This is a genomic window from Primorskyibacter marinus (assembly GCF_003313245.1).
GTDB lineage: Bacteria > Pseudomonadota > Alphaproteobacteria > Rhodobacterales > Rhodobacteraceae > Primorskyibacter > Primorskyibacter marinus.
The window spans coordinates 63,676-86,168 of sequence record NZ_QJSD01000006.1; the positions used below are offsets into that span (position 1 = coordinate 63,676).

Below are 22,493 nucleotides of genomic sequence, written 5' to 3' on the forward strand. Positions count from 1 at the left end.
TTGTATCCAACCTCTGGAAAACAGCGCGCCCCGCGCCGTGCCTGACACGGCGCCTCTCGGCTAGGCCCGTCGGTCGTTCATCTGCGCCAGCCCGTCGGCAGAACGGCGCACCACCGCGGCGATCTCGCGCAACTCGTTCGCAAGCGGATTGGTCTTTCGCCAGATCATGCCAATCGTGCGAGACGGCTCTGGCGTGCTGAAACGGCTGACCGTAACCGTCGCGGCCCGCGTCTCGACCGGCACCGCCATCTCCGGGATCAGCGTCACCCCGATTCCGGCACCGACCATCTGCACCAGCGTCGCAAGAGAGCTCCCATCCAGACCGTCGCGGGGCATTGCTGCATTCATCCGGCAAAACGACAGCGCCTGATCCCGGAAACAGTGCCCCTCTTCCAGCAACAAGAGCCGCATATCCCGCAATGATTCCGCGTCAAGTATCGGCTCGGGTGCCTCCTGCGGTGGCCGGATCAACACGAAATTCTCAGTGAATAGAGGGATTTCGGTCAAAGACGGCTCTGACACTGGCAGGGCAACAATCGCGGTATCAATCCGGCCCTCCAGCAATTCCTGCACCAGCCGCGAGGTCAGTGTTTCGCGGATATGAATGTCAAGATCGGCATAATCCTGCGAAAGCTCCCGAAGCAGGGTTGGCAACAGATAGGGCGCAATTGTCGGGATCACGCCGATCCGCATCCGGCCCACCAGCCGATCACGGGAGGCGCGCGCAAGCTCTCCCAATTCATCCACGGCACGCAGAATATCGCGCACTTGGCGCGCGAACTCTTTTCCAAAACTGGTCGGGCGTATCTGGCGCGGTCCCCGCTCGAAAAGAACGGTGCCAAGATCTTCTTCCAGGTCCTTGATCTGTACAGACAAGGCAGGTTGCGAGATGCCGCAAGCGTCGGCGGCACGGCCGAAATGCGCATGCTGTAGTAAAGCCTCGAAATAGCGCAACTGTTTCAGCGTCAGGTTTCTCATAACCTTAAACTATCATCGTGATCTGAATTTTCAACTTATATTAATAGAATGACCTTGCTATAGCTTCGCCAATTCATAAGTCAGGGAGAAAATCATGGACGGAAATGATGTGACGCAGGGCGGCGGCTGTCCGGTTGTGCATGGCGGCGCGCTCAACACCAGCTTTGGCGTACGATCAAACCGCGACTGGTGGCCGAACCAGCTGAACCTCAAGATCCTGCATCAGAATACACCGCTATCCAGCCCGATGGGCGAGGGCTTTGACTACGCAAAGGCCTTCAAGGCGCTGGATCTGGATGCGCTGAAGAAAGATCTGCATGCGTTGATGACAGATTCGCAGGACTGGTGGCCCGCCGATTACGGGCATTACGGTCCGTTCTTCATCCGCATGGCCTGGCACAGCGCAGGCACCTACCGGACGGGTGACGGGCGCGGCGGATCTTCGTCCGGCTCGCAACGCTTTGCGCCGCTGAACTCCTGGCCCGACAACGGCAATCTGGACAAGGCGCGTCGCCTTCTCTGGCCGATCAAACAGAAATACGGCGACAGCATTTCCTGGGCGGATCTGCTTGTCCTGACGGGCAACGTCGCGATTGAATCGATGGGCGGCAAGACCTTCGGTTTCGGCGGCGGGCGCGTCGATATCTGGGAACCCGAGGAAGACATCTATTGGGGCACAGAGGAAGAATGGCTCGCGACCTCTGACAAACCCGGCAGCCGCTATTCCGGCGAACGCGAATTGGAAAACCCGCTGGCCGCCGTGCAAATGGGTCTGATCTACGTCAACCCCGAAGGCCCGGACGGCAACCCCGATCCTTTGGCATCTGCAAAGGACATTCGTGAAACCTTTGCCCGCATGGCGATGAATGACGAAGAGACCGTGGCGCTGACGGCTGGTGGCCACACGTTCGGCAAAACGCATGGCGCCGGCGACCCCGCATTGGTCGGCGTCGAACCCGAAGCCGGACTGATCGAAGCGATGGGTCTTGGCTGGCTTAACGCATTCGAGTCCGGCAAGGGCAAGCACACCACCACCTCTGGTCTGGAAGGGCCGTGGACACCGACCCCGACAACCTGGGACAACAGCTATTTCGATGTGCTTTTCGGCTATGAATGGGAACTGACCGAAAGCCCCGCCGGTGCCAAACAGTGGCAGCCCAAGGACATCCGTCCCGAGGATATGGCCCCGCAGGTCGACGGCTCTGACGAGAAGGTCAACCTGATGATGACCACCGCCGACATGGCGATGCGGATGGACCCGGAATATGCGAAAATCTCGCGCCGTTTCCATGAGAACCCCGATGAGTTCGCCGATGCCTTTGCCCGCGCGTGGTTCAAGCTGACCCACCGCGACATGGGGCCGAAAGTGCGCTATCTTGGCAAGGAAGTCCCCAGCGAAGAGCCGATCTGGATGGATCCCATTCCCAAGGCCGACCACGCCATGATCGACGACGCGGATATCGCTGATTTGAAGTCGAAAATCGCCGGGTCCGGCCTCACCGTCCCTGAATTGGTATCTACGGCCTGGGCGTCCGCCTCAACCTTTCGCGGGTCCGACAAGCGCGGCGGTGCCAATGGTGCGCGCATCCGGCTTGCCCCGCAAAAGGACTGGGACGCGAACCAGCCCGCGCAGCTTGCGAAGGTGCTGGACGTTTATACGGGCATCCAGTCCGCGTTCAACGACGCTGCAAGCGGCGGCAAGGCCGTGTCTCTGGCGGATCTGATCGTGCTGGGTGGGTCTGTCGGAATCGAAAAGGCCGCCAAGGCCGGTGGTCACGACATCGAAGTGCCATTCGCGCCGGGACGGACGGATGCATCGCAGGAACAGACCGATGCTGACAGCTTTGACGTGCTGGAACCCGTCGTCGATGGTTTCCGCAACTACAAACAGGTCGATTACAAGGTGCCGACCGAAAAGCTGCTGGTCGACCGGGCGCAGCTTCTGACCCTGACCGCACCAGAGATGACGGTGCTGATCGGGGGGCTGCGGGTGCTGAACGCCAATCACGGCGGTAATCAGGCAGGCGTCCTTACAGATCGTCCCGAGGTGCTGAGCAACGATTTTTTCGTGAACCTGCTGGATATGGGGACCGAGTGGAAGCCAGTCGGCGACTCGGACCAGTTGTTCGAGGGCCATGACCGCGCGACCGGCGCACCGAAATGGACCGGCACCCGTGTCGATCTGGTATTCGGGTCAAATTCGCAACTACGCGCCCTGTCCGAGGTCTATGCCAGCGCCGACCGCAAAGAGGCATTCGTCAAGGACTTCGTCACCGCGTGGACCAAGGTGATGAATGCCGACCGCTTCGATCTGGCCTAAGGCCAAGACACCACTGACCTGAGAAGAGGCGGCGCTTCGGATCACTGAAGCGCCGCTTTTCATTTGTTCACCAGTCGGTTGGATGAGCAGGGCCGCGTTGAGGAAAGGGTGGCAGATCGTGGCACATTTCCCACGAACAGGCTGCACAAACACTGTTCGTCACACTCGCATGCCCGACTGAAGGTGTTCGGCGTGGGACTCCGCTTTAGTACGTCAAACGCGCATCCCTGCAACGTAGGTGTCAGTTGCATCAAATCCGACAACTGTGGCTCTAATCCCCATGACACACGGAAACGCACGGCGCTTGGGGGATTCGCGATGTACTTCCCACACAATCGTCGTTAAGGACGCTGATCTCGCGCGGCATCGGCCGGGCAATCGGGCAGAACGCGCCCCAGACCTACGGAAACCCTGCATGATCCCTCCCCTCTCCGAAGCGCTCGCCGAGCGTGGCTATGACAAACTGACCCCCGTTCAGGAGGCCGTCACCGATCCCGATCTGACCGGTTCTGACCTTCTGGTCTCTGCCCAGACCGGATCCGGCAAGACGGTGGGCTTTGGCCTTGCCATCGCGCCGACCATTCTTGAAGAGGCAGAGCGTTTCGGCCCTGCGGCAGCCCCGCTGGCACTGGTCGTGGCCCCCACACGCGAATTGGCGTTTCAGGTGATGCGCGAACTCAGCTGGCTGTTTGCCAAGACCGGCGGGCGTGTCACCTCTTGTGTCGGTGGCATGGACATGCGCGACGAACGGCGGGCGCTGGATCGCGGCGCGCATATCGTTGTTGGCACGCCGGGACGGCTGCGCGACCATATCCAGCGCGGGTCGCTGGATATGACCGGCTTGCGCGCAATCGTGCTGGACGAGGCGGACGAGATGCTGGATTTGGGCTTTCGCGAAGATCTGGAATTCATGCTGGGCGAAGCACCGAAAGACCGGCGCACGCTGATGTTCTCGGCCACGGTGCCGCCGATGATCGCCACGCTGGCAAAACAGTTTCAACGCGATGCCCGCCGGATCAGCACGCTTGGCGGTGCGAAGCAACATACCGATATTGAATATCAAGCGGTTCGCGTCGCCCAGTCGGACAGCGAGCATGCGATCTTCAACATGCTCCGGTTTCACGACGCGGAAAGCGCCATCGTCTTCGCCAACACCCGCGCCGCCGTCAGCCATCTGACTGCGCGACTGGCCAATCGCGGTTTCGCCGTGGTCAGCCTGTCCGGAGAGCTGAGTCAGAGCGAACGCACCCATGCGCTGCAAGCGATGCGGGACGGACGGGCGCAGATTTGCGTTGCCACGGATGTCGCGGCGCGGGGCATCGACCTGCCCAACCTCAATCTCGTCATTCATGCCGACCTGCCGACGAACACCGAAAGCCTGCTGCACCGTTCGGGCCGAACAGGCCGCGCCGGACGCAAGGGCATTTCCGCACTGATCGTGCCGGCTAAAGCCGCAAAAAAGGCCGAAAGGTTGCTTAAATGGGCAAAAATCAATGCGGAATGGGTCACGGCCCCTTCGGCCGAGGACATTCTGAAGCGCGACGAAGAACGCCTGCTGAACGATCCGGCATGGGGTGAACCCGTCACCGAGGAACAGGGCGCATTTGCCGCCAAACTTCTGGCGCTTCACACGCCAGAGGCAATCGCCGCCGCCTATCTGCGGCTTTATCGTGACAAGCGATCCGCCCCGGAAGAGCTGTTGCCTCCCGACACCAAGACCCCCGCGCGTGAACACAAGGCATTCGGACCGAGCCAATGGTTTGCCTTGTCGGTTGGCAACAAAGACCGTGCCGAAGCACGTTGGCTATTGCCGCTGCTGTGCCGGGCCGGGAATATTGATAAATCCGCGATCGGTGCCATCCGTGTGCAGGATTCAGAAACCTTCGTGGAGCTGACAAAGGCCAGCTCCGCCGGGTTTGTCTCGGCTCTGGGGCCGGACGGGTTGCTTGAAGAAGGCATCACCGCGCGGAAACTGGACCGTGCCCCCGATATTGCCCCGCAAAGAGGCGGACCGAATCGTGGACCTCGGCCTGCCCAGAAAGGCGCACCTGGCGGCAACCGCCCGGACGCAGCACGCGGCGAGCGCAAACCACGGACCAATGCCGCGCCGCGCCCGGCATCCGCAAGTGCCGCGCCCGCGAATGCCGATGCATCGGTTTCACCCAAGCCCGCGGCAGCCCCCAGGCCAGCCGCAGACAGTGCAGCGCCGGATGCACCGCCGCGCCCGGATTACAAGGCAGCGCACGGGCCCGCAAAATCCAAACACGCGCCTGCCCGTGGCGGGAAACCCGACGCGCGTAGTGGCAAGTCGGGTGGTGGTAAACCGTCCACCGGCAAGCCTTTTGGCGGGAAACCCTCTGGTGGGAAGCCAGGCGGCAAGCCTTCGGGCGGCAAACCCGCCGGTGGCAAACCAGGCGGCAAGCCTGCGCGCGCTGCCAGTGATGCGCGCGACAGCTCCAAGCGGTTCACCCCGCCGGGCAAAGCAACCGCAGGTCCGCGCAAATCCGGCCCCGGACCGCAAACAAGAAAAGGCGGAACCGAACCGCCCCGACGTACCAAACGCTAGGGAACGACGCATAAACGCCCGGATGGCACAGGCCACCGGGCGTCTTCTTTGCGCGGTGCGTCCCACGTTAAAAGTGTGTTAACGATCTTTCGCTACCACTTCTTTGGATTTTACGCTTACCCTAGGGAAAGCATGAATCGCCAATCAAAGGAGGGTTCCCGATGACCACACCGCCGCGCAGTGTAACGTCGTGTCGAGCCCTTGCCGCAACACTTGGCTTTGCGTTTGCCGCCGGGCAGGCTTTTGCTGCTGGGGATTGTCCTGCGCTGCAAGCCAGCCCCCTACTGCCCAGCGATACCGATGCATGCCATGCCCTTCTGCCGAAAATGCAGTCGCCGGGATCTGTACCTCTGGCCGAATACGAGGCCACGCTCGACAAGTTTCTTGGCAATTTCTGCCACCGGGACACGGCTGCCGGGTGGGTGCCTGACAAGGATGTGCGCGACACCGGCCCGTTTACCGTGTCATTGACGGACGGTTCAGGTGACGGTGAATATCACGGCACCCACGCGCCGGTGGTGATCTGGTACTCGCCAGAGGCCGCACAGTGGATCCGTGAAAACCGTTCATCCGATGCGCCAACGGACCCCGCCACCCCCATGCCTGCAGGTGCGATCCTTGTGAAAGAGATGTACCCCGCGCCCGCAGCACTTTGCGCCGGGTCGGACCTGACGCATTTGTTGCCCACATCCGGCGCAGCGGTGATGGTCCGCGCGCCGGAGGCCAGCCGCGATGGCTGGTTCTGGGGCTGGTATGGCTGGGCGGGCTGGACGCCGGATTACCCTGCCGATCCGACAACCAACCGCCTGCCCTATATGGGGTTCGGCCAATATTGCATGAACTGCCATGCCTCGGCGCTGGACAATTTTACCTTTGCATCCCCCGTCAATATGGGAGGCGAGCCGGGCACGCCGCTTGCGTTTCTCAGCCAACACCGGCTTGGCACCAGCACGCCTGCACGACCTCATCACCTGAATGTCGTACTGCCCGATGCCGACGGTTTGCGGCTGGGGGAACCTCACTATTCCGCCAGTGCCGCGTTTATCAAAGCATATCTGGCCGGGCAGGACATGCCCGACCGGGCGGATGTGCCACCAATGCCCTCGCAAACCTACGATACCGTCTGGGCACCGGCCGATGCGCCTTCGGATCACGGCATGTTCCTGACCTCGGACCAGTGCCTTGGATGCCATGACGCGGGCAGCACCGGATTGCAATTCGACATGGCCATCCCGGCGACGGGCGACCATACGGGACTGCTGCAAAACAACTCGCCATACGGAACATGGGCAACATCCCCAATGGGGCTTGCGGGGCGCGACCCGATCTTCTTTGCCCAGCTCGCCAGCGAGACGCAAAGCTTTCACGCTGAAAGTGCCGCGATGGTCGAAGATACCTGCCTGGGCTGCCACGGGATCATGGGGCAGCGGCAGTTTGGCATCGACAATGTGGGCGCGGGCGACAGCTGTGGCGAGTTTGGCCGGGGCATGGTCAATGCCACGCCGATTTCTGGCGGGCAGGCGTCTTTCGGGGCGTTGGCGCGGGACGGGATCTCTTGCCTGGCCTGTCACCGGATGGAACTGGGTGCCGAAGCCGATGCTGTCAACGAAGTTGCGCAACGCAATGCCTGCGTGACCGAACGGCGCGATCTGCTCAACCCCGATGAGGAAGGGTTTGCGCGCTCCTTCACCGGGTCATTCTTCGTGGCCGAGCCGAAAAAGGTTTTTGGCCCGTTCAAGGATGTGAAAACCGCCCCGATGAAGGCGGCTTTGGGCGTCATCCCACAGCATAACGACACAATCGGCAGTTCCGAGATGTGCGGAACGTGCCACACGGTGCACCTGCCAGTGATGGAGGAAGGCAAGATCCTGACCCGCACCTACGAACAGCTGACATACCCCGAATGGGCTTTCAGCGGCTACCGCACAGGCTGGACAGTGGACGGTGATCTGCCGTTCGGGCCGGGTGATCGGGAACAGTCCTGCCAAGACTGTCACATGCCCTCCACCGATGCGGATGGCACGCCCACGGTCAGCAAGATTGCCTCGATTCAGGAGTTTTCCAATTTCCCTGCGGCAGAATTTACCCGCGCGCCGAACAAGATCGACCTGCCGGAACGCGAAGGGTTCGCGCGCCATGTGCTGGTCGGGTTGAACGTGTTTTTCATCAAGATGGCACAACAGTTTCCTGATCTTCTGGGCATTCGCACCCAAGATCCGATGTTGGTGGCAAAAGGCGTCGATTCATTGATCGCCACCGAACAGGCGATGCTGGATCAGGCCGAGGATCACACCGCGCAGGTGACATTGACCACGCCCCAGCTAAGCAATGACACGCTGTCAACGACAGTTACGGTAACCAACCTCGCCGGGCACAAGCTGCCCTCTGGCGTTGGATTTCGCCGGGCGTTTCTGAGCTTCGAGGTGTTGGACACGCGCGGTCGCGTGCTGTGGGCCTCGGGCGCGACGGATCGTTTGGGGCGGGTCGTGGATGGGGCTGGCGCGCCGATCGCGGGAGAGGAATGGTGGACCCCCGATTGCGCGACCCGGATCGCGCCGGAACAACGCCTGCACCAACCGCACTACCAGAAGGTCACAGCGCAATCGCAGGCGCAGATCTATCAGGAACTTGTCTCAACCCCTGCTCCCGGCGCGACCTGCGGGCATGATGCCGATCCAGCGGGGCGGTTGACGACGTCCTTTCTGTCAATCTGTGCCGAGGTGAAGGACAACCGCCTGCCACCCTTTGGCTATCTGCCCGAGACCAAGCGGGTGGAGATTTCCCATGCGCTTGGCGCGGGCACCGATATGGCGCAGGATGCGGGCTTTACCGCCGTGGGTGACGACCCGGATTATGCGATCCCCGAGGATGGCACCAGCGCGGGCAGCGACAGTGTAACCTTTGCAGTGCCCTTGGCCGGACTGGCGTCACGTCCTGCAAGTGTGCAGGCCCGACTATGGTATCAGGCGATCCCACCTTATTATTTGCAAGACCGCTTCTGTACAGCCAAAGGCGTAGATCGCGACCGGTTGGCGTTGATGGCAGGGCATCTGAACCTTGATGGAACCGCAGCGGAATCGTGGAAACTTCAACTGGGGGAAACCGCCAACGCCAAATTGCCTGCCACACCGTAACAAGCGACCTCTCGACAACCGCATGATCGAGCGGCTCTGGCGCTCGCTGAAATACGAATGCGTCTACCTGAACGCCTTCGAGACCGGATCGGAGGCCCGCAAAGGGATCGGCACCTGGATCACCTATTACAACGAAGAACGCCCCCACTCATCACACGGGCAGCTGACGCCGACCGAGGCCTATGATACCCGGAACCAATACCGGAACGCCGCCGCCTGAAATGAAACCAATGCCAAGGCTTAGCTCGGCGGCAAACTGGTCGGAAAAGCAGGACCATCTCTGGCGTTCTATGACAGCACGATCTTATATCTTGCCACCGGATTTGCACCCTCCGGCGCGGTATCGTTGATCTTGTCCGAAATTGCCGCGCGCAGCGATGTCTCCCCGGTGACCGGTATCCAGTAGATGCAGATCGCCCATAGTCCTGTCCATCTGATCTGTTGCGACCAGCGGATGACGAGAAAGGCCCAAATAGCTATGAAAGATCTCAGCGCACAGCTTTCTAAACCTTTGATGATGGAGTAGCTTCTTTTGCCTGTCTGGAACTCGCCGCCATGACCACGATCAGGATTGAGCGCGACCAAAGCCTGCCAGACGACCTGCGGGTCGCGCGCGCGCAAAGCGCCCCGCATCTGGGGCCGCGCATCCTGTTTTTCAGCGGCGGAAGCGCGTTGAACGGCATATCGCGCCAGCTGAAACGCTACACGTTCAACTCCATGCATCTCATCACGCCGTTTGACAGCGGTGGAAGCTCGCAGATCCTGCGAGAGGCCTTTGACATGCCCGCCGTCGGAGATTTGCGCAGTCGGCTGATGGCGTTGGCGGACGAATCCGTGCTTGGTCAGCCCGATGTCTATGCCCTGTTCAGCCATCGTTTATCAAAAACCGCGCCGCAAGGTGACCTAAAGTCCGAAGTCGCGCGGATGATCGCCGGACAGCATCCGCTGATTTCGGCAATCGCCAAACCGATGCGCCAGTTGATCCAAACTTTTCTGGACAGTTTCGGCAAAGCGGTTCCCGAAGATTTCAATTATCGCAACGCCAGCATCGGCAACCTGATCCTTGCGGGCGGCTATCTGAGCAATGGGCGTGCGCTGGAACCTGTGCTTTTTTTGATGTCCAAGATGGTTGACGTGCGCGGCACCGTGCGCGCGGTGGTGGATGAAAACCTGCAACTCGGTGTCGAACTGTCCGATGGAAGCAAGATTATCAGCCAGCGGCTGATCAGCGGAAAAGAAGCACCACCGATCGACAGCCCGATTGCTCGCTGTTTTTTAAGTGACGGAACGTCTGAATTGACCGCCAGTGATGTGGAACTGCCAAAGCGCAATCGCACCCTGATCGAGCAGGCAGACGTGATCTGCTATCCACCCGGCAGCCTTTATTCCAGCGTTGTCACCAACCTTCTGCCCGGCGGCGTCGGAAACGCGATCGCCAAACGGCGCGCTCCGAAAATCTACCTGCCAAGCCTCGGCGCGGATCCCGAAGCTTTGGGTCACAGACTTAGCGATCAAGTGTTGGCCCTCATCACCCCCCTGCGAGCGGATGCCGGTGCAGATACTCGACCGACTCGTTTGATATCGCACGTTATCTGTGACCGCTCCGTACCCGAAGCAGACTGCAACGAGGTTACGCGCCAAACCGGCATCCAATGCCATCGGCTGCCACTTTGCGCCGCCGAAAAGGCCAAATACGATCCGACGAAAATCGCGAAAATCCTCGTTTCTCTGGATTAACCGATCACCAGACGGAGACAGTTTAACGCGGACCGCTTTCTACTTTGAACCGGCACCGATATTGCGCCCAGCAAGGACAACGCTAATCGCATATGCGGCTTTTGGTGTCATTCCCGCCATGACTTGTGCGGCGGCACCGGGTGCCATCCGCCCCAGGAAACCCGCCGCAAATTCCGGATCCATTTCTTCGAACAGCCCTGCTGCCTGCTTGGGTTTCATGTTGGCATAAACCTTGGTGAGTTGCGAAACGTCGTCTTCCGCCGCCGAGGACGCCGCCGCCATCGTCAGCCGCAATTTCTCTTCTTCAGCTTTCGCAGATACAATCCTTGCCTCTGCTTCTGCCTGCTGAATTTCAAGCGTCTCAGATCGACGCGCGATCTCTTCTTCCCGGGCGTCCAGCTTTTCCTCTCTTCGTTTGAGAGCGGAAATCACCTCTTCAAGTTCGGTATTATCAGGACAAACCTGAGGCTCTTCGATGGGCGTCGATGCGACCTCTGGTGCCGACTGGAACGCAAATGCCGATGTCGCGTGCGTGCCAAGACGAATGATGCCCGAGGCGAGCAGCAAGCCCGCGATGATCGACAGCGTGCCGCGACCTTTGCGACGCCGCGGCGTTGTATTGCTGGCCCTACTCATTTCGCTGTCCCGGACTGATTGTGCCGCACGAAGAAAGGTTCTTTCGAAACAGCCTCACCATTGGTTTTTCCGTGTCCGGACGGCAGATCGTGCATGGAAGCGACCAGCATTTCCAACCTGCGGGCCACGTCGTCGGCGCGTGAGGTCAAATCCTTCAGCGAGCCTTCCGAGGCCGTTGCAGCGCCCTGCGCCGTTTCAAGCGTTTTCTTCAGATCATCAACCTGCATGGACAGCACCGCAACCGCACCACCGACACCACCTTCAAGATCGTTGAACCGGCTCAGTCGCCGGGCAAGAATGAAACAATAAAACCCGGCGCCCAGAGCACCGGACACAAGCAAGATATCCGCGATATATTCCATCTCGGGCTCCTTAATTGACCAAAAATTCCATGACGAGAATGTCGTTCACACGCTCATCACCAACAACAAGCTGAACGCGGCGCAGCATCTGTCCGCGCAACTTCGGCAGTGCTGCGGGCTGTTCAAAATCCCTCAGATCAAGCGCGCGCAGATAGCTGTTGAGCACGTTGATAATCCGAGGCAGCAGAAACTCCACTTCGGACTGATAGGCGGCGGGCACCTCCAACTGGGCAGAGAACCGGACATGTGACCGTTCACTTCCTTCACCGATCGAGATGATCATCGGCTCCATCGCAAGAAAGGCGACGTCGGGAATGTTGTCAGGCACATGCATGTCGTCGGGCACTTTTTCAGCCACCGGATGATAACCAATACCGGGAATCAGTCCCATCTTTGCCGCAACGAAACCTCCGCCGCCCCCAGCAAGAGCAAGGACAAGCCCAAGAATCAGCGGCATTTTCGAACCTTTCGGCGCAAGTTCATCCTCGGGCATCGCCGCATCAGTCATAGAGACCTCCTGTGTTTGTCTTGTCCGCTTATAGACGTGCAGGGACTAACCGATTGTTAAGGCTGTTGCGCCAAACATGCCGTTATCCGGGCAGAACGCCTGACGAACGGAGGATACTGTGCAGCAGCTCATAACCATGTGGAACGCGTTGGATCTGCGTAGAAAAATCTTCATCGCGGGGGCAACATTTGCGATTTTTGCAGCCATTCTTGGATTGTCTCGCATGGCAACGACACCCTCGATGGACCTTTTATATGCCGGCTTGGAACCCGTTTCCGCTGGAGAGGTGATCGCCGCGCTGGAACAGCGCAACGCACCTTACGAAGTGCGCGGAAGTTCCATTTTCGTTGAGACGGGTCGGCGCGATGAATTGCGCATGACCCTGGCCAGTGAAGGGCTGCCCGCAAACGGCACACAAGGATATGAACTGTTGGACAGCCTGTCGGGATTCGGCACGACATCGCAGATGTTCGATGCCGCCTATTGGCGGGCGAAGGAAGGCGAATTGGCACGGACAATCCTCGCCAGCCCCGCCGTCAGTTCCGCCCGCGTGCATATCGCCAATGCCGGATCCAATCCGTTTCAACGCGATCTCAAGCCTTCGGCGTCTCTGTCGATCACAAGCGGCGGTGCCGCCTTGGGTGCAGCCCAAGCGCGGGCGTTTCGTTATCTGATCGCCTCTGCCGTGCCCGGCCTTCAGCCCGACGATGTCGCTGTGATCGACGGACAGGGTAAACTGGTGGCCGGAGATGATGAGCTGAATTCGTCAAAAACCGCCGAGGATAAGGGCGAAATGCTTCGCAACCGGGTGCAACGGTTGGTGGAGGCCCGCGTTGGTCACGGCAACGCCGTTGTCGAGGTCAGCGTCGATACGGTGACGGAAAGTGAGTTGATTACGGAACGCCACTTCGATCCAGAATCCCGCGTCGTCATCAGCACGGACAGCGAAGAGGTCTCTACGGAGGAAGAAGACCAGGGTGGCGGCAATGTGACCGTCGCTTCGAACCTGCCTGACGGTGAAGCCGGCGGAAACGATTCCTCCAAAAGCCGAAATTCTGAAACACGCGAACGGGTGAACTACGAGGTGTCCGAAACCCGGCGCGAAATCACCCGAGTACCGGGCGCAGTCAAACGGCTGACCGTTGCTGTTCTGGTCAACGGCACGATTTCCACCGACGCAAATGGCAATCAGGTCTTTGCGCCACTTCCGGATGCCGAGATTGAAGCATTGCGCGCGTTGGTCGCCTCTGCGGTGGGATATGAGGAAAGTCGCGGCGACAATATCACGATACGGTCCATGGCGTTCGAGCCGCGCAACGTCATCGGGACCGAAGCCTTGCCACAACCGTGGATAAACTGGGATTTGCAGCCGATGCGGCTTGTGCAAATGGCGGTATTGGCGATTGTCGCCCTGATTTTGGGCCTGTTCGTTGTACGTCCGGTCCTGGCACGGCCAGTTCCGAACGCTCTGCCAGCACCTGACACGGCAGCTGCCCAAGATGCCTCAATGACCGCTTTGACCGGGGAGATCGAAGATGGGAACGGCAATTTCGGCAGCATGCAACTGGTCGAAAGAAACCCCGCCGAGAGCATTGAAAATCATGCAACCGGTGATGATCCGGTTGATCGTCTGCGCGGATTGATCGCGGAGCGGCGCGAAGAAACCGTCGAAGTTCTTCGGACATGGCTTGATGAGAAGGAACCCGCAACATGAAGGCACTTGCCGACTTGTTGGAGGATTTCGGAATCGGGGCAGGAAGCGCCGGGACGATAATCCAGATGAACGAAGACGAATGCGAGGCGATGCGACTGGACTCGTTTGAACAGGGCTACAAGGCCGGTTGGGACGATGCGATCAAGACGCAATCCGAAGACCAATCCCGGATTTCAAGCGACCTGGCCCAGAACCTGCAGGACCTGTCCTTCACCTATCACGAGGCTTATTCCCAAGTGGTCGAAGGCATGGCACCACTACTCAACGATATGATCGAGTCCTTGTTGCCGACGCTGGCCCGCGATGCGCTTGGCCTGCACATTCTTGAATTGTTGCAGGACATGACTCTGAAGCAACCCTCTCAATCAGTAGAGATCGTTGTTGCTCCGGGAAACCGTGCAGCAATTGCGCCACTATTGAATAAAGACTTCAAAATGCCCGTAGAGCTGACCGACGATCCCCAGTTGGCCGAGGGTCAGGCTGATATTCGCTTTGGCCAGATTGAACGCCGCGTCGATTTGACGGCCGTTCTGAATAACATCCAGGAAGCCCTGCAAGGCTTTATGCAAGATAACCGCAAGGAGGTGGTCAATGGTTGACAGTTCTACCACGCAAACCCCGACACCGGGCGATCAGCAAAGCATGCTGACCCGCATCCCGATAGAAATCTCAATCAGCGTCGGCAAGGCGCGACCTTTGGTGCGCGATTTGCTGGGACTGGAGGAACAATCCGTCTTGGTATTGGACAAACTGGTAAGCGACCCGGTGGAACTTTACGTTGGCGACAAGTTGATCGGCGTCGGATCTTTGGAGATGGTCGAAGGGGATGAAACAGGCCGCCTTGCCGTCCGCATCATCGAGATCGCCGACCTTCAATCCAGTCTCAGCTGATGATGCGTAGCCTCCTCCCAGTCCTGACTGCGCTGTTGTGCATCGTTGCGCTGCCTGCAAGCGCGCAGCAATTGTCACTGGACCTCGGCGGAGGTGAATCGCTGACCGCGACAAGCCTGCAATTGATCGCAATCGTCACGGTGCTGGGACTGGCTCCCGGCATCCTGATCATGGTGACCTGCTTTCCGTTCATCGTGACGGTGCTGGCGATCCTGCGTCAAGCTGTCGGGCTTCAACAATCGCCACCAAACATGCTGATCGTCAGTCTGGCGCTCTTTCTGACCTATTTCGTGATGGAACCGGTCTTCACCGAAGCCTGGACCGTGGCCATCGAACCCTTGTTGGCAGAACAGATCGAACTGTCAGAGGCGGTCAGCCGTGGCTCTGAACCGTTTCGTACGTTCATGGCAAACAGGATGGATGATCAAACATTCGCTGCAATGGCGGAACTGCGCGAAACTGACGGCATACGCTTCACGCCCACGAATGCGCCCTTTTCAATCCTTGTCCCAAGCTTTCTTCTGTCCGAGATCGCCCGCGCATTCCAGATAGGTTTTCTGGTTTTCCTGCCATTTCTTATCATAGATCTGGTAGTGGCCGCCGTCCTGATGTCGATGGGCATGATGATGGTGCCCCCGGCCATCGTCTCGCTGCCCTTCAAACTTGCCTTTTTCGTGATCGCCAATGGCTGGTCACTGATCGCCGGGGGGCTGGTGAAAAGCTACTTCTGATGCGCAGACGCACCCGTTTCGTTGACAATACGATGTCGCATCATCGGCTGGCAGAATTGGCCAAAGTCACAACAATTCACGGCGATCCAATACTGTGCTACTATTGATACGATCCAGCTATTTCGCTGGCTTCGTGCGGATCAGATTGTTTTAGGAATAAAGATGACAGTTTTCATGTCCAAGACTGTGCTTGCACCGTCGGACGGCAGCGCGCAACGTCCTTGCATTCGCGCTGCCGGACGGCGCTTCAGGCCGGCAACCCATTATAATAGCCACTAAAAGCATTTTTGCCGAAGGAGTATTCAACAATGGTTAAATCGGAATATGACGCCCTGATTGCCACACCGGCCAGCAATGACCGCGACCCTTTGCACATCGAGCTGGTGTATGACGCACCCCTGTCGCAAGCTGAGGTTCAGACCCGGCTTTCAAACGCCTTGCCAGAGGTAAACGCACGGGCGGAAGCCGCGTTCGATGCAGACGGCGACCGTTTTTACTTTATCACCTTCCCAGAGATTGACCCGCATGGGCAGGAGCGCGAGGTTTTTTCCTTTGCGCGCGCCCTCCGATCCGAGATGCAGGCAGCCGAAGCCAACCCCGTTTTGCCGGATAGCCTGTATGGTGCGGTGCATGTCGGAACCGAGGGGTTGTTCGGTTTTTGCGAAACCCCACGGGATAATTCGCGCCCTTTCGGCTGGCATCACGCCAGGATTCGCACACCTTTGGCGTGGGCACACACGCGCGGAAACGGCAGCAAAGTGGCGGCTATCGACACCGGCTATACCGGCCATAACGAGCTGTATGACGTGATCGAAACACAGGGCCAGTGGAATTTTGTCGAGTCGGATGGTGATGCCCGCGACCGGTTTTCCGGTGGTTTTCTGAAAAATCCGGGCCATGGCACCTTGGTCGCCTCGGTCATCGCGTCGCGTGGTGATGCCGACATGCAGGGCAACACGACATCGCCAGGTGGTGTCACCGGAACCGCGCCTGCCGCCAAGGTGTTGCCAATCCGGACGGTACGCTCTGTGATCGACTTCACCCAACGCCGGATTGCGGCGGCGATCACCCATGCGGTCAACGAACGCGCCGATGTGATCGTCATGGCGCTTGGCGGGCCGACCCGCGTCGCCTCGACAGAGCAAGCCTTGCGCAATGCCGCAAAAGCCGGGACGGTCATCGTCTGTGCGGCGGGAAATTGCTATCCGGCCGTGGTGTTTCCCGCGGCCTACGCGCCGATGGGGATCTGCACCGCCGTGGCGGCCCTGCAACCTGACAATCGGCCATGGAGGAAATCCGGCCGTGGCCGAGAGGTCACATTCGCCGCATATGGGGAACATGTCTGGGGGGCGGCAAAGAACAAGGCGTCGGACCCTGATGCCGGCATCCGGTCCAGCCAGGGGACCACGCTCGCCACGTCGATGACCGCCGGAATTGCCGCGCTTTGGGTGGCGCGGCATGGTGGCAGGCTGGCTTTGCTGGACAAGGCGAACGCGGCCGGCACCACCGTTCAGGCGATGTGGGTGCATTGTGCGACCCATGGCATGACCAAGCCGCCCGAATGGCGGGGTGCAAACGATCTGGGTGCCGGGATCATCGACGCAAAGCGCCTGTTGGATGCGCCACTGCCGACAGGCACCGAAAGCCCTGCCCCGCCAGACAGCGATGCCACGACCACGCTGAATGTGCTTGTCGAACATCTGGCCGGGCAAAGCAGCGAAGCGGCAACCGAAGTGACGCCCGCGCTTGCCGAATATGCGCCAGAAATACTGTGGCTCAGCTATCGTCGTGGTGCCCGCGCACGGATCGCCGAAAGCGGTGGCGGCACCGAAGCCATTTTGCCGCAGGATCTGGCAACGCCGGGATTGCAACAGGCGGTGACGAACAAACCGGCGCTGGCTGCGCTTATCGGCACCGGTTGACCGACAATGCTGACGGTGGGGAAAATGCGCAAGGCCCTGGCGCTGCACGAGGCAACCATCCGTCGCGCCTTGATTGCCCTCTTTCCCAGCCCGGATGCTCCGTTAAGCCTTGATGCGATTGCCCTCGGGGTCGAAGAAGAGGACGGCGAGGACCTTCCCGATGTCCTGCTGGCGACCCTGCACAAATTCGGAAAGGTGCCGCATTTCATCAGCTATCTGCGTGCCCGTGGTGCCGACCCGATGCCGCGCAAACGCAATCGGATCTTTGCGGAAAATATCGCGCGCTTCACCGGGATCGAGATTGGCGAGCCGCAGCACAAGGATTTCGACTTTGACGCTTTGGGCGCGTTCGCCCCGCGGGCAGAGGCGTTTCGCTGCCGCATCGCACTCGATAACACGCCAGAAGGGTCAGGCGCATTCGTGGCACCAAACCTTGTGCTGACGGCCTCGCATGTGCTGGACCGTTTCTACGCCCAGCGCCCCGACAATGCGCCACCGCCGCGACTGGGCATCATCGCATCCGACGGCATCCATTATCCTGCAAGCTGCGTGCAGAAATGGCCCTATTTCGAGGGCGAGATAAACGGAGACCTGCCTCCGAACGGCGCTGCGGACACCCATATGGATGTGGCCCTTCTGCGCGTATTCATGCCGCTGGGTCAGACCTATGGGCGCATCGACACCGATTGCACTCCGCCGGATTTCGTCGGACCAGAGCTGTTTACCCTGGTTCATTACCCCGACGGGCGGGAGTCCGGCTTTATGTCTGGCAGCATTCGCCGGGATGGGCCAGAGGTCAGCCGCCTGCCGCATGATATCGACACCGAGGGCGGGTCATCCGGCGGGCCCGGATTTGACCGCAATTTCAACTTTCTGGGCATTCATCAGGGGCGTTGGAAAAATGTCCGTCGCCTCGTGCCATTTGAACGGTTCTGCCAAGAGCCAAAATTCCGCGAGCTGATCTCGCAGAACAGCAAGTTGCGCACCCTGTGGTCGCTGGACCGCAACATCGAAGGGCCACTTATCATCGGCCGCAGGCAGTTCATAACAGCGCTGGCTGCGATGGTCGACAATCCAGAGTCACGCCTGCGCGGGGTCTGGATCCGGCGCGAAGATACCAGTTCTATCGGCGGGCTTGGGTTCAGCTTTGACATGCTTCAGGCATATCTGATTCAGCACGGCAGCCCCGACGCTCATCCACCGCATCGCTGTATCCGGATAAGCCCGACGCTGCGGACCACTGATCTGCTGTCCGATCTCGCAGTGCTGGCGCTGGGTGCGGAGCGTGCAAGCACGGCGTCCGGCGGCACGTCGTCAGGCGAGGCAACCGGCGTGGCCGAGCAGGACAGCCGCGCCAGCGCGTTGATCCGGACTTTGCAGGAGCAGGCGATGAAGGACGGTCAAACCTGGTGGTTTTTCTTCGACAATCCGCCCAACGGATTGTCGCCCGAGGCCCAGGTGCAATTCGAACATATCGCGCGCCACCTTCCGACCCAGGCCAATCTGCGCCTGATCCTGGCCGGGTATGAAACTTACCGCCTTGCGCCTTTGCGATTTGGCAATGTGATGGAGGCAGAGACAGCCCGCCGCGCGGGTCTGCTTCTGGAAGAGCTTGGGCCATTCACGCGCAGCGATGTTCAGGCTACGATCAACGCGATGATAACGTCGCTCTCGCCTGAATCCGACCTGCTTCCGCCGCGCCTCAATGAGATGACCGACAGGTCTTTACAAGGGCTCGTGGCGGACGCGACCGGAGAATTCAGCGGCAGTGATCTGGGCACCGTCACCACTCAGCTGCGCCAGCAGATCAAGGCCTTTCTGGGGATCACGGCATGAGCGAGGCGCTTGACATATTGAAGGTTCAGGTTCTGCGCGCCGCCGCGTTGCGCGGCCCGTTTGAACCACGCGCCTTGTTGAAAGAGGCGTTGAGCCCGGACGACTACGACGACAAGGTGCAACGCGCCCGGCTGATCTCGCTGCTGCATGCGCATTGCACGGTAGAGACCACATCGCCGGGCAGCCCGGTGCAATGGTTGCTGCGCGCATCGACACGGGAACGGGCGCTGGAGGGCTATGAAAACACCGGCGCACAACCCGAGACCGAGATCGCCGCCGCCCTGAACGGCAGCGGACTCTACGATCCTGATCTGCTGGAAGACATGATCGCCACCTCAAGCGATGAAAATGCCCTGTCCGAAATCGTCATCACGCTGGAATACGCCGGACGCAAGGCACCGGGCCACAGGCATTTGGTCGGCCTGCGCAGTCGGTTAAACGCCGTGCGCCGAAGCCGCCAGACAGACGCCGTTCTGGGCGATGAATTCATCGGCCGCACAGAAGAACTGAACGCGATTGAAGCATGGATCGCCGCACCGCAATCAAAGCCTCCTCTGCGCAGCCTGCATATCATGGGCATTCCCGGCATCGGCAAATCCTTCCTGCTGGAGCGCATCGTCCAGATCGCCGGGGCGCAGCCCGATCTGATCCTCGTGCGGCTGGATTTCGACCGGTCCTCGCTTCAGATCGGGGCGGCCGGAACCCTGTATGACGAGATTTCGCGCCAGATCGGGGAGGCACTACCACAAAAGGCCGCCTATTTTCGCAGCCTTCGAATGGCGCATTCCGAACGAGTCACGCGCACGGGCCATGACACCGCAGACCTGATCCCGCGGGAGCTGTTGCATGCAATAATCGACGTCGTGGAACAGGCCGAACGGCGCATGATTGTCCTTCTGGACACGCTGGAAGTTCTACAGGCGCAAGGCGCGACCTATGTTGAAACCTTGATGGAAGAGTTGGACCGCTTTGCCGATACGGGCCGCATCGATATTGCCGTGATCTCGGCCGGGCGCGCGCCGATCTTTTCGGAAAGCGACCCCCGCAATGGCGGGCAGTTACCGCTGACGAAGGTCGAGACGGTGTTGATCCGCGAGATGTTGCGCCAGGAAAACATCCCCAAGGAGGTCTGGTCCGACATCATCAACGAAGCGAAGGGCAACCCTCTTCGGTTGCGACTGTTGATCTCTGCGGTGAAGGCGTCGAGTGCAACGGATGCGTCGCAAGTACTGGGACAGGCGCATCTAAAGGGTCTGGATCGCGGATTTGTTCACAGGGTGATCCGCGCGCGCCTTCCCGAACACCTGCGCCGGATTGCCAATGAAGGGCTGGTGCTGCATGAACTCACGGTCGAGACGCTGGTCAATATTCTGGCCCCAGCACTGGGTCTGGGTGATCTTCGCGACGATGCGCCAGATCTGATTGCAGAACTCGCCTTGCAGTCCTGGTTGGTAACGGACGCCGGACGTGGTCGGTTGGTGCCAAAAGCAGATCTGCGGCAGGAGGTTCTGGAACATATATATCGCGACAACGGTGACGACACCGCGGCCGTAAACCGCGCGGCACGCGACTATTTTGCCCGGCGCGACCCTGTTCAACACCTTTATCACGCGGCGCAGTTGATGCGTGTCGGAGAAGCGCCGCCAGAGATTGAGCCGGGGCTTGCAGATCGCTTTCCGGACCGATTGCTGAACGAATTGCCCGTTGAGGCGCAGGACCATATCCGCCACGCCCGCGGACAGCGATCCGCCACACAGGTCCTCGTGGCCGATGAGTTGGACACACGCGGCTATGACGCCGCCGGTCTGGCTGCACGCGATGCGGAATCACAGCCCAAACTGGTGCGAATTGATCCGCGGTCCTCCACCGGGCGGGCGCGCGTCGTGAAGGGTCACGGCTTTGCCGGACATCCCGACCCGCGTGCGGTGATGGATCTGCGCGCCATGTTGGAACAGGGTGAACGGCGCGAGGCCACGCATATTCTGCGCGAAGGCCTGCCCGGCGAATATGCGCCCACCAGCGAAGTCGGCGTGTTGATCCTGTGTCATCAATGGCTGACCGGGCACTGGTCCAAAGCGCGTGAGCTGTTCGAATTGCTGCCCGAAACGGCCCTGCCAGACCTTGCCAAGGGCAACCCACAGCTTGAAGGGCGGATTACGCTGGAGATGTTTGCGGAATTCAAGTTCCGCAAGCTGGTGGAATGGCTGCACAACGAAGCCTTCCGCGATTGCGTCGTGAATGTCATGCGCAGTTCTACCCGCATCGGCTTGCGTGGGGCTGCGCTGGATTTCGCATTGCTCGCCGCAGGCGTCACGATAGAGGGGCAACAAGAGGCGCTTGGAATGCTGGCCCCCTATTTACACGACGGCAAGATTGATCTGTCGCAAGAACGCCTGCGTCACGCCGACAGCATCCGCGGCGACTTTGGTCTGAAAATGGCCCCGGTTGACCTATCGGACAGAAAGGCCGCCGATGGTCGTTATGCCTTGGCGATTGCGCCGATCAACCCGTATTACGATCGCCTTTTCGCGCTGGCGTCCGAGATGCAGGTTGCAGGCAAGGGGCGCTTGTTGGATGATCTGCGAACGCTGGCCGGAGGGATCCGCGAAGCCGCTGATCTATTCGGGCCAGCGCTGGAAGGTCTGGACCATGCCATTTCGCAGGCAGGCGACCGTCCGCTGGATATTCTTGCTCTTATCCGGTCGCTTGGGATGACGGCGGATTGGGCCGAGGGGTACAGCTTCTTCCACCCGATTCCGGACCTGCCTACCCTCGCCCGCGCGCTCAGCCGTTGGCAACAGACCACGGCCGGCTATTGGGCATATGACAGCGCACCGCCGAAAGGCTGGGCACCCGGCCGCGACTGGGGTGCGCTCACGGAATGGCGTATCGCATCATTGACCGACCGGCCAGGCTCCACACGGGCTGACAGAATGCTGTCCTTCTGGGCCGACCCGCTGGATGGTGCCGCCACCAAAGGCACAGACACGCTGGCGCGCCGGTTAAGCACGCCGTTTTCCAAGGTTTCGGCCCTGAACGATATAACCGACCGCATGCGCTATCTGATTGGTAGTCGTGTCCCGACCGTCTTCCGCCCCGCCATCGCAACCCTACCGGACAAAGACGCGCGCCTTGCGTATTTTCAATAAGGCCAGTGC

16 protein-coding genes and 1 pseudogene are annotated in these 22,493 nt (G+C 60.0%); 12 read left to right on the top strand and 5 right to left on the bottom strand.

All coding sequences use genetic code 11. The features are described 5' to 3' along the window. Positions 1 to 60 precede the first annotated feature (60 nt). Positions 61 to 978 carry a hydrogen peroxide-inducible genes activator gene (locus DMZ65_RS10165; protein WP_116598795.1) on the bottom strand — a complete coding sequence of 306 codons (918 nt, stop codon included), beginning with the start codon at positions 976 to 978 and terminating at the stop codon, positions 61 to 63. Positions 979 to 1,072: 94 nt separating this feature from the next. Here DMZ65_RS10165 and katG point away from each other — a divergent pair, with 94 nt between their 5' ends. From katG to DMZ65_RS10185, 4 genes and pseudogenes are all read left to right on the top strand, one after another. After that, positions 1,073 to 3,298 (top strand): catalase/peroxidase HPI, encoded by a 2,226-nt coding sequence (gene katG, locus DMZ65_RS10170; protein ID WP_116598796.1) that lies wholly within the window; start codon positions 1,073 to 1,075, stop codon positions 3,296 to 3,298. A 415-nt stretch (positions 3,299 to 3,713) separates the two neighbouring features. After that, positions 3,714 to 5,864, top strand: a complete 2,151-nt coding sequence (locus DMZ65_RS10175; RefSeq protein WP_116598797.1) for a DEAD/DEAH box helicase — start codon at positions 3,714 to 3,716, stop codon at positions 5,862 to 5,864. Between the two features lie 161 nt (positions 5,865 to 6,025). Continuing rightward, positions 6,026 to 8,998 carry a hypothetical protein gene (locus tag DMZ65_RS10180; protein WP_198662658.1) on the top strand — a complete coding sequence of 991 codons (2,973 nt, stop codon included), beginning with the start codon at positions 6,026 to 6,028 and terminating at the stop codon, positions 8,996 to 8,998. Positions 8,999 to 9,002: 4 nt separating this feature from the next. Further along, positions 9,003 to 9,218 (top strand): annotated as a pseudogene (locus DMZ65_RS10185) (integrase core domain-containing protein); the annotation flags it as partial. A gap of 68 nt (positions 9,219 to 9,286) precedes the next feature. Here DMZ65_RS10185 and DMZ65_RS10190 read toward each other — a convergent pair. Further along, complete coding sequence (locus tag DMZ65_RS10190; RefSeq protein WP_116598799.1) at positions 9,287 to 9,583, bottom strand: hypothetical protein; 297 nt, start codon at positions 9,581 to 9,583, stop codon at positions 9,287 to 9,289. Between DMZ65_RS10190 and DMZ65_RS10195 the strand changes: the two genes are divergently transcribed. Continuing rightward, positions 9,554 to 10,735 carry a GAK system CofD-like protein gene (locus tag DMZ65_RS10195; RefSeq protein WP_116598800.1) on the top strand — a complete coding sequence of 394 codons (1,182 nt, stop codon included), beginning with the start codon at positions 9,554 to 9,556 and terminating at the stop codon, positions 10,733 to 10,735. The two genes, DMZ65_RS10190 and DMZ65_RS10195, sit on opposite strands and share 30 nt — an antisense overlap. Before the next feature lie 39 nt (positions 10,736 to 10,774). On the opposite strand, the gene DMZ65_RS10200 is transcribed toward DMZ65_RS10195, so the two are convergent. The 3 genes from DMZ65_RS10200 to DMZ65_RS10210 are packed head-to-tail and all read right to left on the bottom strand — an operon-like array spanning position 10,775 to position 12,241. After that, positions 10,775 to 11,371 (bottom strand): MotE family protein, encoded by a 597-nt coding sequence (locus DMZ65_RS10200; protein WP_116598801.1) that lies wholly within the window; start codon positions 11,369 to 11,371, stop codon positions 10,775 to 10,777. Continuing rightward, positions 11,368 to 11,733 (bottom strand): hypothetical protein, encoded by a 366-nt coding sequence (locus DMZ65_RS10205; protein WP_232824961.1) that lies wholly within the window; start codon positions 11,731 to 11,733, stop codon positions 11,368 to 11,370. The genes DMZ65_RS10200 and DMZ65_RS10205 overlap by 4 nt, the downstream gene beginning before the upstream one ends. Positions 11,734 to 11,743: 10 nt before the next feature. Further along, complete coding sequence (locus DMZ65_RS10210) at positions 11,744 to 12,241, bottom strand: flagellar basal body-associated FliL family protein (RefSeq protein WP_116598802.1); 498 nt, start codon at positions 12,239 to 12,241, stop codon at positions 11,744 to 11,746. A gap of 118 nt (positions 12,242 to 12,359) precedes the next feature. Between DMZ65_RS10210 and fliF the strand changes: the two genes are divergently transcribed. From fliF to DMZ65_RS10245, 7 genes are all read left to right on the top strand, one after another. Beyond that, positions 12,360 to 13,955 (top strand): flagellar basal-body MS-ring/collar protein FliF, encoded by a 1,596-nt coding sequence (gene fliF / locus DMZ65_RS10215; RefSeq protein ID WP_116598803.1) that lies wholly within the window; start codon positions 12,360 to 12,362, stop codon positions 13,953 to 13,955. Continuing rightward, complete coding sequence (locus DMZ65_RS10220; protein ID WP_116598804.1) at positions 13,952 to 14,554, top strand: FliH/SctL family protein; 603 nt, start codon at positions 13,952 to 13,954, stop codon at positions 14,552 to 14,554. Before fliF ends, DMZ65_RS10220 begins: the two co-directional genes overlap by 4 nt. Next, positions 14,547 to 14,846 carry a FliM/FliN family flagellar motor switch protein gene (locus DMZ65_RS10225; RefSeq protein WP_116598805.1) on the top strand — a complete coding sequence of 100 codons (300 nt, stop codon included), beginning with the start codon at positions 14,547 to 14,549 and terminating at the stop codon, positions 14,844 to 14,846. Before DMZ65_RS10220 ends, DMZ65_RS10225 begins: the two co-directional genes overlap by 8 nt. 2 nt (positions 14,847 to 14,848) lie before the next feature. Continuing rightward, positions 14,849 to 15,577 carry a flagellar type III secretion system pore protein FliP gene (gene fliP / locus DMZ65_RS10230; RefSeq protein ID WP_438942723.1) on the top strand — a complete coding sequence of 243 codons (729 nt, stop codon included), beginning with the start codon at positions 14,849 to 14,851 and terminating at the stop codon, positions 15,575 to 15,577. Positions 15,578 to 15,885: 308 nt separating this feature from the next. Next, positions 15,886 to 17,499: a S8 family serine peptidase gene (locus DMZ65_RS10235; RefSeq protein ID WP_116598807.1), complete on the top strand. Its 1,614-nt coding sequence runs from the start codon at positions 15,886 to 15,888 to the stop codon at positions 17,497 to 17,499. A gap of 24 nt (positions 17,500 to 17,523) precedes the next feature. Next, positions 17,524 to 19,335 (top strand): trypsin-like serine peptidase, encoded by a 1,812-nt coding sequence (locus tag DMZ65_RS10240; protein ID WP_157960595.1) that lies wholly within the window; start codon positions 17,524 to 17,526, stop codon positions 19,333 to 19,335. After that, the gene (locus DMZ65_RS10245; protein ID WP_116598809.1) at positions 19,332 to 22,484 is read left to right on the top strand and encodes an ATP-binding protein; all 3,153 of its coding nucleotides are present in this window, start codon (positions 19,332 to 19,334) and stop codon (positions 22,482 to 22,484) included. The genes DMZ65_RS10240 and DMZ65_RS10245 overlap by 4 nt, the downstream gene beginning before the upstream one ends. The last annotated feature ends 9 nt before the right edge of the window (positions 22,485 to 22,493 follow it).

What these genes read in the sequence shown, in the direction of transcription:
- fliP (WP_438942723.1), top strand. Translation starts at nt 14,849, where the DNA reads ATGCGTAGCCTCCTCCCAGTCCTGACTGCGCTGTTGTGCATCGTTGCG.
- DMZ65_RS10195 (WP_116598800.1), top strand. Translation starts at nt 9,554, where the DNA reads ATGACCACGATCAGGATTGAGCGCGACCAAAGCCTGCCAGACGACCTG.
- DMZ65_RS10175 (WP_116598797.1), top strand. Translation starts at nt 3,714, where the DNA reads ATGATCCCTCCCCTCTCCGAAGCGCTCGCCGAGCGTGGCTATGACAAA.
- DMZ65_RS10220 (WP_116598804.1), top strand. Translation starts at nt 13,952, where the DNA reads ATGAAGGCACTTGCCGACTTGTTGGAGGATTTCGGAATCGGGGCAGGA.
- DMZ65_RS10240 (WP_157960595.1), top strand. Translation starts at nt 17,524, where the DNA reads ATGCGCAAGGCCCTGGCGCTGCACGAGGCAACCATCCGTCGCGCCTTG.
- DMZ65_RS10225 (WP_116598805.1), top strand. Translation starts at nt 14,547, where the DNA reads ATGGTTGACAGTTCTACCACGCAAACCCCGACACCGGGCGATCAGCAA.
- DMZ65_RS10165 (WP_116598795.1), bottom strand. Translation starts at nt 978, where the DNA reads ATGAGAAACCTGACGCTGAAACAGTTGCGCTATTTCGAGGCTTTACTA.
- DMZ65_RS10180 (WP_198662658.1), top strand. Translation starts at nt 6,026, where the DNA reads ATGACCACACCGCCGCGCAGTGTAACGTCGTGTCGAGCCCTTGCCGCA.
- DMZ65_RS10205 (WP_232824961.1), bottom strand. Translation starts at nt 11,733, where the DNA reads ATGGAATATATCGCGGATATCTTGCTTGTGTCCGGTGCTCTGGGCGCC.
- DMZ65_RS10245 (WP_116598809.1), top strand. Translation starts at nt 19,332, where the DNA reads ATGAGCGAGGCGCTTGACATATTGAAGGTTCAGGTTCTGCGCGCCGCC.
- katG (WP_116598796.1), top strand. Translation starts at nt 1,073, where the DNA reads ATGGACGGAAATGATGTGACGCAGGGCGGCGGCTGTCCGGTTGTGCAT.
- DMZ65_RS10210 (WP_116598802.1), bottom strand. Translation starts at nt 12,241, where the DNA reads ATGACTGATGCGGCGATGCCCGAGGATGAACTTGCGCCGAAAGGTTCG.
- DMZ65_RS10200 (WP_116598801.1), bottom strand. Translation starts at nt 11,371, where the DNA reads ATGAGTAGGGCCAGCAATACAACGCCGCGGCGTCGCAAAGGTCGCGGC.
- DMZ65_RS10235 (WP_116598807.1), top strand. Translation starts at nt 15,886, where the DNA reads ATGGTTAAATCGGAATATGACGCCCTGATTGCCACACCGGCCAGCAAT.